Raw genomic sequence first — 17,685 nt, 5'->3', positions numbered from 1 at the left:
GCCCCACAGTGCATCGTTGCCAGCTCCGCCCATCACGGAGTCGTCTCCAACAGCTGGGGCCCTGCATGACAGCCGCGCGTCCGGCATGACAGGCTTTCAGGTTGTCATTGCGGGCTTGACCCGCAATCCATGGTTGCTCAAGCGCAGTCGCCGCTTCGCGGTGGATGCCGGATCAAGTCCGGCATGACATCCGGGGGAGCCTGCCCGCTAACGCCCCCAATCAAAGTTATACGAATACCGCACCAGCAACCGCGGTTCACTACTTTTGCCCGCAGACTTCTTCGTGAGCAAGTTGTCTGCAATCGCCTGCAGGCTGGTGCGTTTGTCGGCGCTTTCCCAATACGCTGTCACACCGAAAGCCCAACCCGCATCGATCAGGTCGCGGTTGGCGTCATCGCGATAGCGTTCGCTGCGCCAGGTCGCGCTAGCTCCCAGCAGCCAGCGATCGGGCAACGCCCACTGCGCGCCCACGCGCAGGTAGTTGCGCGGCAGGAACGGAATGCGCAATCCGGCCATCGCGCCCGTCTGCTTCGCATCCCTATGCACATAGCGCACCGCAATGCTTTGCTGGCGACTGACCAGCCAGTTCATCGCGCCACCAATACTGGAGATGCGGCCTTCTACAAATCGCGGTGTCTCTTCGATTTCGCTTTTTGCGCTGAACACGTCCGGCCGGTCGCGTAGGCTTTCAAGCTGTGTGAGCTCGAAGTCCGACACGGGTGATCGCTGTCCTGCAAGGCCGTTGTCAACGCGCTCGCGATCTGCAAATGCATGCGCGAACCTGTTGCCGCCGAACTCGCCGTCGTACTGAATGCGCGTGCGCTGGTACATGCCGCCCGGTGCAGGCAATCTGTCGTTGACGGCGACGCCCAGCGTGTCCACCGGGCTCAGCGTGCCCACCGATGCGGGCCTGCGCCACCGCTGGCCCACCACGCGAAGCGACTGCAGCGGCGCCAGTGAAAACCGCGCGCCCAATCGCAGGTTCCACTGCGATTCGTCGCTTTGCGCATTCGTCGTATTCGCACCCAATGCCTTCGGGTTCGGCAGAACAAAAAGCGCATCCGAGTCCGACCGGCGAATCGTCGAGTGCTGGCGGAACAGATCGAGCTGCGTCTCATGGCCTTGCTCCCAGCGATGGCGCACCGAGCCCCAGACATCGTTCGCGCGCAGGCTGTATTGCTCGGCAAGGGCAATGCGTACCGGCGCCAGCGTGGTCGTGAGTCCGCCCGACCGCTCTTGCCGTGATCGCTCGACGCCCCAGGACCACTGGCTGCCGCCCGCATCGAACGCGTGACGCAACTGCACATCGCGTTGCGCGATGTCGGCATTGAAGCCGTTGAGCAGGCCGTTCGGCTGGATGATGTTGGTGCGCAGGGCGGTGTTCAGCGCCGCTGCGGTGTCGGGCGAGAAGATCGTGCCCGACACATGGTTCGCCTGCTGGCCGCTGCCGGCCTTCAGCCAGAACTGGTTGACCGGCGTGAGCTTGAAGTTCAGGCCGATGTCCGCGCGCGACTCGTCCTGCACCAGCCGGTCGTCGGGTAGCGATGGATCACGCAGTTGTCCCTTCATGCGCGTCTCGGTCGCGAATGCAAACACGCCGATGTCGTGACGCGGCTTCATGCCAAGACCCAAGGTGAAATTGCGCAGGCGCGCCGAGCTGCCCGTATTGACCGCATCCGCTTGCCCGAAGTCGCCGCTTGCAAAGTAGGCGATGGGCGCAGGCATCACCGACAGGCCGTTGAGTGTGACGGTGCTCGCGACCTGCTTCCAGTCCCCGCGCTCGGCCATCAGGTCCACGCGTGCGTAGTGACCCGGCACGCTCACCAGGCTGGATCGCCGCGTCGGCGCGCCGAACGCAACCGGGTCGGTGAGAAAGCCCTGGAACAGTTCAGAGTTGCGATTGAACTTGCCGGTTTGCCTGTCCGCTAAAAACAGGTGACTGCCGCCCCAGTACGGCGACATGGATTCGTTCGCGTAGTAGCCGGCCCATTCCTCCATGCCGAAGTCGGCCAGGGAGCTGCCGAGGTTGGCGCTGCCTTTCTGGTCGCTGGCGATCTGGTTGAGCGATTTGAGAAACGGCATGCGCTGCTGTGCGTTGCGCGCCGAGTCGATCGCCGCGCCGTATTGCAGCGCATCAGTTGCCGCCATCGTCTGGTACATGTAGGGCAGGGGATCGCGCGGATCGAGTTGCGATGCCTTGGCAAATGCTTCCTGCGCGCGGCTGGTTTCGCCCAGCTGATAGAACGCCACGCCCGCATACAGCCACGCACGCGTGTAGCGCGGCTCGATCAGGCCCGCCTTCAGGAAGTCATCGAGCGCGGCTGCCGTCTGGCCGCTCTTGAGTTTGTAGACGCCCAGTGATGTGAGCGCGGCGTAGTTGTCCGGCTCGCGTGCGAGCAATGTCTCTAACAGCACGCGTGCGGCTTGCAGGTTGCCTGCGAATGTTTCTGTTGCGGCCAGTTCTGCGTTGGCCTGCGAGTGCGCAGCATCCGACTTCAGCGATTCGCCCAGCGCATAACGCGCCTGCCGCACGTTCTCGCGCTGCGATTCGATCAGGCCGATGCCGTACCACGCATCGGCGTTGCGCGGCTCGACGGCCAGCGCCTGCGAGAACGCCTCGCGCGCGCCAGATGCATCGCCATCGAGCGCAGCGAGTTCGCCCTGTGCGAGCAGCAATTCGACGTTGCGCGGTGACCTTGCGAGGCCTTCGGAAGCGACCTGCCGCGCCTGCGCCGTCTGGTCTTGCCGCGCCAGCACGCGGGCAAGCAAGGATGCGACACGCGCGTCGCCCGATGCGCGATGCGGCGTGAGCGCATTCGCCGCGCCTGCGATGTCGCCCTGATGCAGCAGCACGTCGGCAAGCAGCAACGCGGCTGTGGAATCGGCGGCTGCGAGCGGCCTGAGTTGCGCCACTGCAACTGCATGATCGCCCGCCTCGATCCGCGCGATCGCCTGCGAATGACGCGTCGCATCGCCGCCTGCCCAGCGGCGCGGCTGCGGCCGCCACGACGACACCCACTGCACACGGCCCGCAGGGTTCACCAGCGTCAATCGCACCGGCGCCTGTCCTTCGCGCGCGACGGCGGCTTCACCTGCACCCACGCTGAGCGAGCCTTTGTCGTTGCTCATCTCGACCACGCCGGACAACACCACCAGCTGTGTCTCGCCATTGGGCGCGACTTCGATTTCCCAGTCGGTGCCGCGCACGCCCATCGTCGCGGTCGGCGTCTGCACTGTCACCCTGGGCTGTCCTGTGTTGGCCCCGCCGGGAGCCGTTTGCGGCTTGGCCTGGCTCCAGGCGCGGCCGGCGGTCAGTTGCAATTGCGTCTGGTTGAACTGCGCGGCATCGGCAATCGTCTTGATCTGCAGCTGGCTGTTCTGGTTGAGCCGCACCTGGGTGCGGTCGGGCAGGTAAATGCCCATCTGGCTGTTGACCAGGGTGCGGACGTAGCCGCCGGCGATGACCTTTTCGTTGACGTTGGCGCCGGACCAGGGCGCCTGTTCGGTGTTTCGCTTTTCGCCTTTGCCCACGAGCAGCACGATCTCGGCGCCCGCAGCGGCAGCAGCCGGTTGCGAGAGCGCGGCCACCGGACCAAGGGCAGCAAAAAGCGCCACCGCCTGCGCAACGTCAGAAATTCTCATCGTGTCCTCCAGCTGCGGGTGAGCTGCGGCCGTCTCCCGGCAATTGGGTGGCGACAAACTCATCCCTATGGGCTATAAGGGCGAACGATACACCTCGATACAGTGCCTGGAGCATTTGAAATGGCCCAACCCGTGCTCGACCCATCGGCGACCCCGATTTTTCCTTCGGTTGCCTCCAGCGCCACAAACCCTCAAGGTGTCACCGTCGCAGCGCTGGTCGTGAATGGGTCCATCACCGACGCAGATGGCACGGTTGAAGCGATCATGGTGACCGACTCGGTGAGCGTGGGTCTGGGGACCTGGCAGTTCAGCACTGACGCCGGGGCGAACTGGCAGAACATGTATGCATCGGGCGGTTTCGGTTACGTGCTCGATGCGTCGGCCCGCATCCGCTTTTTGCCATCGGGCGATGACACGGGCGAGGCTTTCATCCGGTTTCGCGCCTGGGACATGAGCGACGGCCAGGTGAGCGGCATGTTCCAGCAAAGCGGCGTGTCCAACCATATCCTCTTGCCCCAGTTCAGCGCGGCAACCGATACGGCGAGCATCGTGGTCACCGGGGCAAACAGCGCGCCGTATTTCAGCGTGCCCCAGGAGCCGGGAACGATCGTGAACCGGTCCGGCATGAACTTCGCGGCCAACAAGGTCGTCGTGCTGCCCGATGGCAAGTTCGTGGTTCAGGGCAACTTTCGCGTCGATGCGGACGAGATCAATGGCGGCGACATCCGGCTCGCGCGCTACAACGCCGATGGCAGCCTGGACGAGACATTCGGCACCGGCGGATTTCGCACCACGGCGCTCAGTCCGTTGTGGGAATCGTGCCGGGCTATCGCACTGCAGGACGACGGCAAGTTGCTGGTGACGGGCATCATCTCCAGCGGCGCCACAGAGGACATCTTTGTCGCGCGCCTCAATGCCAATGGCTCGCTCGACACAAGCTTTGGCGATGGCGGCACGACCCAGGTCGCGTTCAGCACCCGGCTCGATCGCGCCGCATCGCTGATCATCCAGTCGGACGGCAAGATCGTCGTTGCCGGCCAGACGCGGCTCACCTCCGGTGACAGTGGTGACTTCGCAATCGTTCGCCTCCATGCAAACGGATCGCTGGACACCAGCTTCAGCCTGGACGGCAAGGCCTCTGTGAGTTTCACCCCATCGGGTTCCGATGCGGCGGTGAGCCTGGCGCAGCAGGCCGATGGAAAGATCGTGGCGGTTGGTGCCACCGGCTCATCCAGCGATGTTGCGGTGGCACGGTTCAATGTAGACGGCAGCCTTGATGCGTCTTTCGGCAGCGGCGGCCTGTTCACCTACCCGAACGCGGGTGGCGATCGCGCCCAGAGCGTGATCGTGACACCTGACCAGAAGATCCTGGTGGCCGGTTATCTCTCCACCCCGGCAACGCCGCAGGGATGGGAGATCGGTCTCGTGCGCCTGAACAGCAATGGCTCCCTGGACACGAGCTTCAGCGGCGATGGTGTCGTCACCACCCGCCTGGCCGCCGGCGGCGGGGCGTACACGGTCAAGATGCAGCAGGACGGCAAGATCGTCGTCGGTGGGTATGCCGCGACCCCGGACAACTTTGTCCTGTGGGACTTTGTGCTGGTGCGTTACCTGGACAACGGCTCGCTCGACCCGTCGTTTGGCACTGGCGGCGTGGTGATCACCGACTTCGCGCGCGACCAGCTCGACGAATTCAGCGACGACACGATCTACGACTTCGAGATCCTGCCCGATGGCCGCATCCTTGCGGTCGGGCAAAGTCGCGGCGGCTTCTACCTGGACCTGGGCATGGCGCGCTACATGCCCGATGGCAGCCTGGACCCGACGTTCTCGGCTGACAACCACACCTACACGCTCGGTGGGCAAGCCATCGTGCTGGATTCGCAGGTGCAGGTTTTCGACTCGCAGCTGGGAACCAAAGATGCGATGACCGGCAACTACGCGGGCACCACCCTGACCTTGATGCGCGAGGGCGGCGCGATCGCGTCGGATCACTTCGCGGCCAAGGCAGGCGGTTCGCTCTCGGCGTTGACCCAGGGCAACAACCTGGTCGTGCAATCGGTGCAAGTCGGCACGGTGGTCACGAACGGCGGCGGCCAGCTCACCCTGCAATTCAACAGCAACACCACGCAGGCGCTGCTCGATGCGGTGATGCACCAGATCGCCTATTCCAGCACCGTGCTTGTGTCGCAAGCCGACAAGCACATCGTCTGGACGTTTTCGGACGGCAACACCGGATTGCAGGGCACCGGAGGCGCGCTGGCCGACCAGATGGTCAGCACGGTTTCGTTCCTTGCCATCATCGACGGCACCGATGGCCCCGACACGCTGCAAGGCGGCGACGGACAGGACAGCATCAGCGGATTCGCCGGCAACGACACGCTCACCGGCGGCCTGGGCAACGACACGCTCGATGGCGGCATTGGCGATGACATCGCGGTGTTCAGCAACGACTTCCGCGCGTACACGGTCTCCGAACTGGCAGGTGGCCTGGTTGTGAAGGGGATAGACGGCATCGACGTCGTGCGCGATGTCGAGCTGCTGCGCTTCGCCGACCAGGACTACGCGGTGCAGATCGGTACGGCAGAACCCGAGCAGCTCGCAGGTGGATCGCTCAGCGACCTGATGCGCGGACTGGAAGGCGCGGACACGCTCAACGGCGGGCAGGGCGACGACGCGCTCTATGGCGACGAAGATGCGGATTCACTCGTAGGCGGCGGTGGCATCGACCTGCTCGATGGCGGCACCGGTGCGGACCACATGTCCGGCGGCACTGGCGACGACACCTACATCGTGGACAGCGAAGACGATGTCGTGATTGAAACCGAAGGCCCCGACGCGCGCCCGATGCCGGGTGTCGAGCCGCAAGTGGGCATCGGGTCGGGCATAGACACCATCATCGCGAGCGTGAGCTACGCCATCACCGATGGTGTCGAGAACCTGATCTTGTCCGGTGCGCTCGACATCGACGCCATCGGCAATGCACTGGACAACGCGGTTGCAGGTAACAGTGGCAGCAACGCGATCACGGGCGCAGGCGGCAACGATTCGATCGACGGCGGCGCAGGCACCGACACCGCCATCTATGCCGATACGCTCAGCGCCTATGCCATCGCTGCCCAAGGCGAAGCCCACACTGTCACCTCGGGCGCAGAGGGCGCGGACGAGTTGACAGCGGTTGAGCGGCTGCAGTTCGCCGATGCGCGGGTTGCGCTGGACATGGATGGCCATGCGGGCCTCACGGCGCGGCTGGTCGGCACGCTGTTCGGACCATCCGCCATCTCCGACGCGCAGCTGGTCGGCCATTACCTGGCGCTCTTCGATGCAGGCATGACCTACCAGGAAGTGGCCGATGCGATGCTGGCGTCGCCGCGCTACGCGCAAGCGGCAGGCTCGCACGGCAACGCCGATTACGTCTCGCACATGTTCTTCAACGTGGCCGGCTTTCATGACGCGGGCTTCGAGGCGTTCCTGCTGGACGTGCTGGCGTCGGGCGCATTGACGCAGGCGGGCATCTCGGTGCTGGCAGCGGACACGGACGCGCTCGAATCGCGCATCGGCTTTGCGTCGCTTTCGGTTTCGGGCATCGCGTTCGAGCAGCAGGCTGCATCTGTTGCTGCGGGTGACGGGTTCGGCAACTTCCTGCTGGGCACCTCGGGCGCGGATCACCTCACGGGCCGCGCTGGCAATGACACGCTGACAGGCGACGCGGGCCACGACACGATCGATGGTGGCTCGGGCCTGGACGTTGCAATCTTTGCGTCGGCCAGGAGCCAGGCGATCCTGACGCGCGACGACCAGGGCCTGCAAGTCATGGTCGGCGCTGAAACAGACCGGCTGGTTGCGGTGGAGCGCACCCAGTTCACCGACCTCGCAGTGGCGTGGGATATCGAGGGCAACGCAGGCACCGTCGCCAAGCTCATTGGCGCGCTCTTTGGTGTGCCTGCGCTGCAAGACGAGGCATTGGTGGCGACCTATCTGGGCATGCTCGACAACGGCATGACGTACGAGCAGGTGGCGGGCGCGGCGGCGGCATCGACGCGGTTTGGCAGCGAGGCGGGTTCGCACACGAACGAAGCCTTTGTGGACCGCGTGTACTACAACATTGCGAATTTTTTTCCTTCGCCCGAAGTGCGCGCGGAGCTGGTGGGCTACATCGAAGCAGGGCAGACCCAGGCGTGGTTCGCCGTGCAGGCGGCAGAGGTGAGCTACAACCTGGCCAACGTCAACCTGCCGGCGCTTGAGTTGACGGGACTTGAGTACAGCGTGGTTTGAAGTCGAACTTTCAGGAGCAGCGAACATGGCAGTCTTCAACGGTGGATCGGGCATCGACAACTACTTCGGCACGCCTGACGACGACACGATCTTCGGGTTTGGCGGCAACGACAACCTGGGCGGCGGCTCGGGCAACGACTCCATCGACGGCGGCGAAGGCGATGACTACCTGCAGGGCGGCTCGGGCAACGACACGCTGATCGGTGGCAACGGCTTCGACACCGTTGCCTTCGATGGCGCGTTCACTGGGGTGGTCGTGAATCTTGCGACCGGTGCGGTGAGCGATGGGCAGGGCGGCACCGACACCATTTCGGGCATCGACGCCGTCAACGGCACGCAGTTCAACGACTCGCTGACCGGCTCGACCGGCACCAACTTTTTCCGCCCCGGGCTCGGAGACGACACCATCGTGGGCAATGGTGGAAGCGATGTGGTGATGTACGAAGGCAATGGCGGCGCTGTCACCATCAACCTGCTGGCCGGCACGGCTACCGGGCCGGGCGCGGGCAACGACCAGCTGACCGGTATCCGCAATGTGCACGCCAGTTACCTGAACGACACGGTGATTCTGGGCAACAGCGCGGCCTACGTCTTCGCGCGTGCCGGCAACGACTCGCTCACAGGCGGTAACGGCGACGACAACTTCATGCCCGGCAGTGGCAACGACGTGATCGTCGGCGGTGCGGGCTTCGACCAGTTGAGCTACCAGGACGACACCTTCGACAACGGGCCGCCGCCGATAGGTATTGGCGTGAACGTCAATCTGGCGACCGGTCTGGCCATCGACAACTGGGGCAACTCGGATCTCTTCTCGGGCATTGAGCTGGTCTTGGGCTCTGCGCTTTCGGACACGCTGACCGGTGGGAACCCCGCCAATGGGTCGGGGGCGACCGACGGTTTCGAAGGTTTCACCGGCTACGGCGGCAACGACCTGATCGACGGCGGGGCCGGATACGACCGTGTGTCCTACAGCTCAAGTCCGAATCCGGTGAGCGTCTTGCTCGGCGGCACGAGCACCGGCTCGGCGCTGGATGGATTCGGCGGCACCGATACGCTGATCAGCATCGAGGAAGCGCGCGGCTCGCACTTTGCAGACACCTTGCGCGGAAGCAGTACGGCCGGTTTCGAGTCGTTCGAGGGCCTGGGCGACGACGACACGATCAATGGCTTTGGCGGCACCGACCGGGTGAACTTCCAGAACTCGCCGGCCGGCGTCAACGTGAATCTGGCAACAGGCACGGCCAGCGACGGCTGGGGCGGCACCGATCAACTCATCGGCATCGAGAATGTTCGTGGTTCGGAATCCGGCGACACCATTGTTGGCGACGGCGCGGCCAATGACATCGAGGCCCGGGGCGGCAATGACAGCGTCTCGGGCGGTGCAGGCCAGGACTTCCTGCGCGGCGGCTCGGGCAACGACACACTCGACGGCGGCGCCAACCTGTCGCTGTCCAACACGGCGAACATCAACTCCGAATACGACGCCGCCTATTACGGCGACGCCGGCTCCGCTGTCACTGTGGTCCTGGGTGCCGCCGGCACGGCAGGCAATTCCGCGGGCGGCGGCGGCAACGACGTGCTGATCGACATCGAGCAGGTCGTGGGATCGAGCTTCAGCGACTTCATCTCCGGCACCAACCGCGCGATGAACGAGATCTTTCGCGGCGGCCCGGGCAACGACACGATTAATGGCGGCCACTCCACCGGCACCGACCTCGGCTTCAACCTGGTCGACTACCGGTTTGCCACGGGCGGTGTTTCGGTGAATCTCCAGCTCGGGCAGGCATTTGGCGCAGACGGCCACGATGTCATCTCCGGGTTTCGTGGACTCATTGGCAGCGAGTACGCCGACGTCCTCACAGGCACGAACACCGACGACCACATCGAACCTCGCGGCGGCAATGACACGATTGATGGCGGCGCCGGGGCCGACCGCGTGAGCTACTGGGAATCCACCAGCGCCGTCAACGTCAATCTCGCGCTGGGAACCGCCACCGGCGGCACTGGAAGCGACACCCTGATCTCCATCGAGAACGCGCGCGGCTCCGAGAGCGCCGACACGATCACCGGTTCGGCCGCTTCCAACGATCTGCAGGGGCGAGGCGGCAATGACACGATCATGGGCGGCGCGGGCCAGGACACCCTGTACGGTGGCATGGGCAACGACAGCATGGACGGTGGCTCCAACGATCCGCTGCTCGGGCCGGACTGGGTCTCCTACTCCGCGGCGTCCGGCGCGATCAATCTCAACTTCGCAACCGGCCTTGTGACGGGCGCTGAGGGCAATGACACGATCAGCGGTATCGAGGGCGTGTTCGCGAGTTCGGTGGCCGACACGCTCACGGGTAGCAATGGCGACAACGTGTTTCGCGGCAACGGCGGCAACGACATCATCGATGGCGGCGACGGCAAGGATTCGGTGGATTACTTCCAGGCCTCAGGTCCTGTCGTCGTGAGCCTGGTCACTGGCACTTCGTCCGGCCCTGATGGCGTGGACACCTTCATCAACATCGAGCGCATTCGCGGCAGCCAGCACGACGACTCCTTGACTGGCGATGACGGCGACAACCGCCTGCGCGGCGCGCAGGGCGCAGACACGCTCGACGGCGGGCTGGGCCTGGACGTCGCGGACTACTACAACTCGACCAGCGCGGTTCTTGTCAATCTGCAGCTCGGAACGTCCGCTGGAGGCGACGGTGCTGACACCCTCATCAGCATCGAAGGCGTGCGCGGCTCGTACAACCACGACGACAGCCTGATCGGCAGCACCGAAGCCAACTACATGGACGGACTCGCGGGCAACGACACCATCGACAGTGGTGACGGCGACGACACGCTGGTGGGCAGTGCGGGCAACGACCTGCTCGATGGCGGGCTGGGATTCGACACGGCTGTCTTCACCGGCAACCTGTCGGAGTACCAGGTGCTGGTGGAAGTGGGCAACTTCGACCTCATCGTGATCGGCCCCGACGGAATCGACCGTGTGCGCAACGTTGAAGCCCTGCAATTTGACAACCGAACGCTCGTCATCAAACAAGGCAGCGACACCGAAGACGAACTCCCCGGCACCGGCGAAGCCGACCTGCTGCAAGGGCGCGGCGGCGACGACAGCATCAACGGTGGCGAAGGCGACGATGCGATCTACGGCGACGAAGGCGTCGACTCGATCATCGGCGGCGAGGGTGCTGATTACCTGGACGGCGGCACCGGCGTGGACACCATGGCCGGCGGCAGCGGCGATGACGAATACGTGGTCGATGACGAGGACGATGTGGTTGTGGAGGGCGACGGATCGGCGCCCGATGGCGAAGACGCACCGCTGGCCTCCAGCATCGGCGGCGGCATCGACACCGTGATCGCCAGCGTCAACATCACGCTGGCGAACTTTGTCGAGAACCTGGTGCTGGCACCGGGCGTGGTCGATCTGGGCGGCAGCGGCAACGATCTGTCCAACACGATCACTGGCAACGAAACCAACAACGAGGTCGCCGGCAACGGCGGCGACGACTCGATGGATGGCGGCGCGGGCATCGACACGGCGACCTACACGCAGTCGCGCGTGGAATACGCCCTCAGCCTGCTGCCCGACTCGTACACCGTGAGCGCCACAGGCGCGGCGGCCGACGGCAATGACTCGCTCACCTCGTTCGAGCGCCTGCAGTTTGCCGACGGCACCTGGGCCATCGACATGGGTGCCTCGGGCGGCCTGGCGGTCAAGATCGTGCATACGCTGCTGGGCGCTGAAGCCGTCGCAGAGGCGGACACCATCGGCTACTACCTGGACATGTTCGATCGCGGCTTCAACCTGGAAGAAGTCGCCACCGCGATCGTGTGCTCGGATCGTTTCGCTCAGGCGGCCGGATCGCATTCGAATGAAGCATTCGTCAACGAGTTCTACTTCAACCTGGCTGGCGCGCTGCCTGACGCGGCCACTTTGGGCGAGTTCGCCGGGTACCTCAACGCGGGCCTCATCACCCAGGCTGGGATGGCAGTGATCGCGGCGGACTACACGCCGCCGCTGCCGGCTGCGATCCGCTACAACCAGGGCTTCGTATCGACAACGCCTGGAACCGAAGGCGACGACCAGCTGGTCGCAGGCGCCAGCTGGGACTACATCTCCGGGCGCGAGGGCAATGACCTGCTCGATGGCGTCGGGGGTGATGACACGATCCTGGGCGGCTCGGGGATTGATCGCGCGCTGTTCCACGGACCGGCCGCAAGCTTCATCGTGAGCCACAATGATTTCGGGCTGTCGGTCAACCTTGCGGGCCTCAGCACGGCGCAGCTGATCGACGTGGAGCGCGTGTCGTTCAACGACTACTCGCGCGCCTACGACGTGATGTCGGGCAACGCGGGCACAGCCGCCAAGATCGTCGGTGCGATGTTCGGCCTGGACGGCCTGGCTGACAAGGCGCTGGTGGGTGAGTACATCGCGATGCTAGACGCCGGAAACACCTACGAAGAGGTCACCGGGTACGCGGCTGCGTCAGACCGTTTCGGAGCGCTCGCGGGTTCCCACAGCAACCAGGACTTCGTCTACCAGGTGTGGGAGAACATCGCGGGCTTTGCGCCGCCCTCGCTTGAAGTGGTGGCCGACCTCATCGCGTTCCTGGACATGGGCAATACGCAGGCCGTCTTCGGCATGCTGGCCGCCGAGGTCGACTTCAACGTGTTGCACATCGACCTGGCCGGGTTGGCACAGACCGGCGTTGCCTACGTGCCGGAACTGTAGACCGGATTGGAGCCTGGGTTGGCAGCCGGGTTGGAGGCAGGCTGCTGCCGCTCCCCGGCTTCGTTCAGCTCGCTCGCTTTTTCCTTGATGACTGCCAGCGTTGCGAGCATCACCTCCATGCTCGCCCCATCGCAACTTGCGCGCAGCATGCGGTCGCGGTCCTGCGACAGCGCCGCGAGCTTGGCGGCCAGTTCGGTGCCCGACGGTGTCAGGCGCAGATGCGCAGAGCGCGCGTCCTGCGCGACCGCCTGGCGCTCGACCAGGCCGCGCTCGACCAGGCCACTGACGATGCGGCTGATCTGCGCCTTGTCGGAATCGGATTCGGCAGCCACGTCCCGCAATCGCACGGGCTGCATGGCCTCGATGAGCGCGAGCGTGCGCCACTCGACCAGGCTGATGTCGTGATCGCGCTTCATGCGCATCGCGGCTTCGCGTCGCAGTGCATCGGACGTGCTGTTGATCTGCCAGGCGATGAGCTGGCTGAAAGCCGGAGCGCGGGATTCGAACATGGCATGGCCCTCTTGGGACGATCACCGCATTCTGCGCTCAACCATGGAAAAAACGCTAGAGGAATGAGATATCGCGGTGGAGTCCACCCGGTGGCGACGAGACCGGGGGGAGGGGCGGTGGCGTTTGCGGAATCAGACGCAGCAGGAGCATCCTCGGGCATGGCATGGCGCGGCGAGCCAGCTAACATGGCGGTCGTTTAAAAACATCGCAGCCAGTCAGAGACACTCGACCAAGCGATCGGGTGCGCCATAAAGCGACGCCGTTGCAGCCGGCACCCCTACGAATAGGAATCCATGAAGACCGAAATCGTTCAAACGCTGACCGACACTTTTGAAGGTCACGCACAGCGCACCGAACAAGGGGTGGAATACTGGTTGGCCCGTGATCTGCAACACCTGTTGGGCTATACCGAGTGGCGTAACTTTGGTGCCGTGATTAGCAAGGCCAAAACTGCTTGTGAACTGTCTGGACACTCGGTGGCAGATCATTTTGTTGACGTCAACAAAACGATCGCCATGCCCAAGGGTGCCGAGAAAGAGGTGGACGACCTCATGCTCACCCGCTACGCCTGCTACCTGATTGCCCAGAACGGCGATCCACGCAAGCAGGCAATCGCCTTCGCCCAGACCTACTTTGCAGTGCAAACCCGCAAGGCCGAACTGATCGAGCAACGCCTGCTGGAAGCCGAACGGGTAATGGCACGCAAGAAATTGTCGGAAACAGAAAAAGAACTGTCTGCCGTGATCTACGAAAGAACCGGCGGCAACCAGGACTTCGCGCTGATTCGCAGCAAAGGCGATGGCGCCCTGTTTGGCAGGTCCACGCAAGCCATGAAGTCGCAATGGAAAGTACCGGATAGCCGCCCACTGGCCGACTTTGCGCCCACCATCATTCTCAAGGCCAAGGACTTCGCCGCGGAGATCACTATCTTCAACGCACGGCAGCACCAGATGGGTAGCGAATCTGCGATCGCCAGAGAGCACGTCACCAACAATCAGGCCGTGCGCGACACCCTGCTGCAACGCGGGATCCGCCCTGAGAGCCTGCCGCCGGCCGAAGACGTGAAAAAGGTCGAGCGTCGTCTGGCTGCCGCTGACAAGCTGGTGCTCAAAAAACCTGACGCACTCGAATCCTGATTCACAACCATGGCGACCCCGACTTCCTGCCCCATCGCCGTACCAGCAGACTTGAGGAAGTCCGGGGTTGCGAGGTCAACCGATGTGCGTGGTGGCTGAAGTCGCTCGGTAAATCGCGCCGACCCCGCTTCTGAGTTTCTTGCAGACCTGCGGGGATCTTCCTGACCGCTACGCCCCGAAGAACCCCTTGAGCTTGTCGCCCCAGCTCTCTTCAGTCGGCGAATGCTTGGAGCCGCCTTTTTTCAGCGACTCGTCCAGCTCCTTGAACAGCTTGCGCTGGTGCTCGGTGAGCTTGACCGGCGTCTCCAGCGAGACGTGGCAATACAGGTCGCCGGGGTAGCTGCTGCGCACGCCCTTGATGCCCTTGCCGCGCAGGCGGAACTGCTTGCCGGCTTGCGTGCCTTCGGGGATGTCGATCGCGGCCTTGCCTTGCAGCGTTGGCACTTCGATCTCGCCGCCGAGCGCAGCCCGGGTGAAACTGATGGGCACCACGCAGTGCAGGTCGTCGCCCTCGCGCTCGAAGATGTCGTGCTTTTTCAGGCGGATCTCGATGTAGAGGTCGCCCGGCGGGCCGCCGTTGGTTCCCGGCTCGCCGTTGCCGGCGCTGCGGATGCGCATGCCGTCGTCGATGCCGCCCGGAATCTTCACTTCCAGCGTCTTTTGCTTCTTGCCGCGGCCCTGGCCGTGGCACACGGTGCACGGCTCGGGAATGATCTTGCCGGAGCCCCGGCAGGTGGGGCAGGTCTGCTGCACGCTGAAAAAGCCCTGGCGCATCTGGACGACGCCCTGGCCGTGGCAGGTGGTGCAGGTCTTGGCCTGCGTGCCGGGCTTGGCGCCCGAGCCGTGGCAGGGCTCGCATTGCTCGTAGGAGGGGATGCGGATCTGCGCTTCCTTGCCCGCAGCCGCTTCTTCGAGCGTGACTTCCATCGCGTACGACAGGTCGCTGCCGCGATAGATCTGCTTGCCGCGACCACCGCCGCCACCGCCGCGCTGCTGGCCGAAGATGTCGCCGAAGATATCGCCGAAGGCTTCCGCGAATCCGCCGAAGCCTTCAGCCCCCGGACCGCCACCGCCGCGCATGTTGGGATCGACCCCTGCGTGCCCGTACTGGTCGTACGCGGCGCGCTTTTCGGAGTCGGAGAGCATCTCGAAGGCCTCCTTGGCCTCCTTGAATTTCACTTCCGCAGTTTTTTCGTCGCCCTGGTTGCGGTCAGGGTGAAACTTCATCGCAAGCTTGCGATAAGCCTTCTTGATTTCTTCGTCCGAGGCGTTCTTGGGAACGCCCAGGGTTTCGTAATAGTCGCGCTTGGTGGCCATGTTCTTCCGTCATTCGCCTGTTACTGCATACCTTCATCAACGAAGACGCCGCGCTGATGAGACCGTGAGGGTCTCAGTCGAACGCGGCGAGTTGATACGGCGCTATGCGCCTGTCATCAACCCTTCTTCACTTCCTTGACTTCGGCGTCGACCACGTTGTCGTCAGCCGGCTTTTGCGACTCCTGCGAGCCGCCCGCGTCGCCAGCGGCCTGCGCAGCCTGCTGTGCCTGCTGGTCGGCGTACATCTTCTCGCCGAGCTTCTGGCTTGCGGTCATCAGCTCGTTGGTTTTGGACTCGATCGCTGCCTTGTCCTCGCCCTTGAGCGCTTCTTCCATGTCCTTCAGGGCAGCTTCGATCTTTTCCTTTTCGCCGGCTTCGAGCTTGTCGCCGTACTCGGCCAGGCTCTTGCGAACGCTGTGCGTCATCGCTTCGCCCTGGTTGCGGGCCTGCACGAGTTCGAGCTTCTTCTTGTCTTCTTCGGCGTTCAGCTCGGCGTCTTTCACCATCTTCTGGATTTCCTCTTCGGAGATGCCCGAATTGGCCTTGATGGTGATCTTGTTTTCCTTGCCGGTGGCCTTGTCCTTGGCGCCCACGTGCAGGATGCCGTTGGCGTCGATGTCGAAGCTCACCTCGATCTGCGGCAGGCCGCGCGGCGACGGCGGAATGCCTTCAAGGTTGAACTCGCCCAGCAGCTTGTTGCCTGCGGCGATGTCACGCTCGCCCTGGAAGCACTTGATCGTCACGGCCGGCTGGTTGTCGTCAGCGGTCGAGAAGGTCTGTGCGAACTTGGTCGGGATCGTCGTGTTCTTCTTGATCATCTTGGTCATGACGCCGCCCAGGGTTTCGATACCCAGGGACAGGGGGGTCACGTCCAGCAGCAGCACGTCCTTGCGCTCGCCGCCCAGCACCTGGCCCTGGATGGCCGCGCCCACGGCAACGGCTTCATCGGGGTTCACGTCCTTGCGCGGCTCCTTGCCGAACAGCTCCTTGACCTTTTCCTGCACCTTGGGCATGCGGGTCTGGCCGCCGACCAGGATCACGTCATGGATGTCAGCGATCGACACGCCTGCGTCCTTGATGGCCATGCGGCAGGGCGCCATCGTGCGCTCGACCAGCTCGTCGACCAGCGATTCGAGCTTGGCGCGCGTGAGCTTGATGTTCAGGTGGCGCGGGCCGTTGGCGTCAGCGGTGATGTAGGGCAGGTTGATGTCGGTCTGCGAGTTGCTCGACAGCTCGATCTTGGCCTTTTCGGCGGCTTCCTTCAGGCGCTGCAGGGCGAGCACGTCCTTGGTCAGGTCGACGCCCTGTTCCTTCTTGAACTCGCCAATGATGTAGTCGATGATGCGCTGGTCGAAGTCTTCGCCGCCCAGGAAGGTGTCGCCATTGGTGGAGAGCACTTCGAACTGCTTTTCGCCATCGACATCGGCGATCTCGATGATCGAGACGTCGAACGTGCCGCCGCCCAGGTCATACACGGCGATCTTGCGGTCGCCCTTTTCCTGCTTGTCCAGGCCGAAGGCCAGGGCTGCTGCGGTGGGCTCGTTGATGATGCGCTTGACGTCCAGGCCCGCAATGCGGCCGGCGTCTTTGGTCGCCTGGCGCTGGCTGTCGTTGAAGTACGCCGGAACCGTGATGACGGCTTCGGTCACTGCTTCGCCGAGGTAGTCTTCGGCGGTCTTTTTCATCTTGCGCAGCACTTCAGCGGAGATCTGGGGAGGCGCCATTTTCTTGCCGCGCACTTCGACCCATGCGTCGCCGTTGTCGGCCTTGGCGATGGTGTAGGGCATCAGGTTGATGTCCTTTTGCACTTCCTTTTCGTCGAACTTGCGGCCGATCAGGCGCTTGACAGCGTAGAGCGTGTTGCGTGCATTGGTCACGGCCTGGCGCTTGGCCGAGGCGCCAACCAGCACTTCGCCGTCTTCCTGGTAGGCGACGATGGAAGGCGTGGTGCGCGCGCCTTCGCTGTTCTCGATCACTTTGGGTGTGTTGCCCTCCATGATGGACACGCACGAGTTGGTGGTGCCCAGGTCAATGCCGATGATTCTTCCCATGATTTTTCTCCTAGTCTTGCGG

General features: G+C 63.9%; 7 protein-coding genes. 3 read left to right on the top strand and 4 right to left on the bottom strand.

All coding sequences use genetic code 11. The annotated features are described in order from the left end of the window. Positions 1-207 precede the first annotated feature (207 nt). A complete protein-coding gene (locus tag AQ12_RS16355) occupies positions 208-3,642 on the bottom strand; it encodes a tetratricopeptide repeat protein (protein ID WP_161799041.1) in 3,435 nt (1,144 codons plus the stop codon). 120 nt (positions 3,643-3,762) lie between these two features. On the opposite strand from AQ12_RS16355, the gene AQ12_RS16350 reads away from it, so the two are divergent. After that, entirely contained in the window at positions 3,763-7,917 is a 4,155-nt protein-coding gene (locus tag AQ12_RS16350; RefSeq protein WP_048441016.1) for a hypothetical protein, read from the top strand. 25 nt (positions 7,918-7,942) lie between these two features. Continuing rightward, a complete protein-coding gene (locus AQ12_RS16345) occupies positions 7,943-12,649 on the top strand; it encodes a calcium-binding protein (protein WP_048441015.1) in 4,707 nt (1,568 codons plus the stop codon). Here AQ12_RS16345 and AQ12_RS22225 read toward each other — a convergent pair. Beyond that, positions 12,631-13,158, bottom strand: a complete 528-nt coding sequence (locus AQ12_RS22225) for a MarR family winged helix-turn-helix transcriptional regulator (RefSeq protein WP_053076770.1) — start codon at positions 13,156-13,158, stop codon at positions 12,631-12,633. The two genes, AQ12_RS16345 and AQ12_RS22225, sit on opposite strands and share 19 nt — an antisense overlap. 294 nt (positions 13,159-13,452) lie before the next feature. Between AQ12_RS22225 and dinD the strand changes: the two genes are divergently transcribed. Next, positions 13,453-14,295: a DNA damage-inducible protein D gene (gene dinD / locus AQ12_RS16335; protein ID WP_048441014.1), complete on the top strand. Its 843-nt coding sequence runs from the start codon at positions 13,453-13,455 to the stop codon at positions 14,293-14,295. A 168-nt stretch (positions 14,296-14,463) separates the two neighbouring features. On the opposite strand, the gene dnaJ is transcribed toward dinD, so the two are convergent. Both dnaJ and dnaK read right to left on the bottom strand, forming a co-directional pair. Next, positions 14,464-15,612: a molecular chaperone DnaJ gene (dnaJ, locus tag AQ12_RS16330; RefSeq protein WP_048441013.1), complete on the bottom strand. Its 1,149-nt coding sequence runs from the start codon at positions 15,610-15,612 to the stop codon at positions 14,464-14,466. 116 nt (positions 15,613-15,728) lie between these two features. Beyond that, a complete protein-coding gene (gene dnaK / locus AQ12_RS16325; protein WP_048441012.1) occupies positions 15,729-17,663 on the bottom strand; it encodes a molecular chaperone DnaK in 1,935 nt (644 codons plus the stop codon). Between the last annotated feature and the right edge of the window lie 22 nt (positions 17,664-17,685).

This window comes from Caenimonas sp. SL110 (genome assembly GCF_001044395.1).
Taxonomy (GTDB): Bacteria; Pseudomonadota; Gammaproteobacteria; order Burkholderiales; family Burkholderiaceae_C; genus Ramlibacter.
Note: the sequence above shows the minus strand (reverse complement) of the source record. Positions and strands in the feature narration are given on the sequence as shown.

Coding starts and splice junctions, on each gene's coding strand:
- AQ12_RS16355 (WP_161799041.1), bottom strand. CDS start 3,642: ATGAGAATTTCTGACGTTGCGCAGGCGGTGGCGCTTTTTGCTGCCCTT.
- AQ12_RS16350 (WP_048441016.1), top strand. CDS start 3,763: ATGGCCCAACCCGTGCTCGACCCATCGGCGACCCCGATTTTTCCTTCG.
- AQ12_RS16345 (WP_048441015.1), top strand. CDS start 7,943: ATGGCAGTCTTCAACGGTGGATCGGGCATCGACAACTACTTCGGCACG.
- AQ12_RS22225 (WP_053076770.1), bottom strand. CDS start 13,158: ATGTTCGAATCCCGCGCTCCGGCTTTCAGCCAGCTCATCGCCTGGCAG.
- dinD (WP_048441014.1), top strand. CDS start 13,453: ATGAAGACCGAAATCGTTCAAACGCTGACCGACACTTTTGAAGGTCAC.
- dnaJ (WP_048441013.1), bottom strand. CDS start 15,612: ATGGCCACCAAGCGCGACTATTACGAAACCCTGGGCGTTCCCAAGAAC.
- dnaK (WP_048441012.1), bottom strand. CDS start 17,663: ATGGGAAGAATCATCGGCATTGACCTGGGCACCACCAACTCGTGCGTG.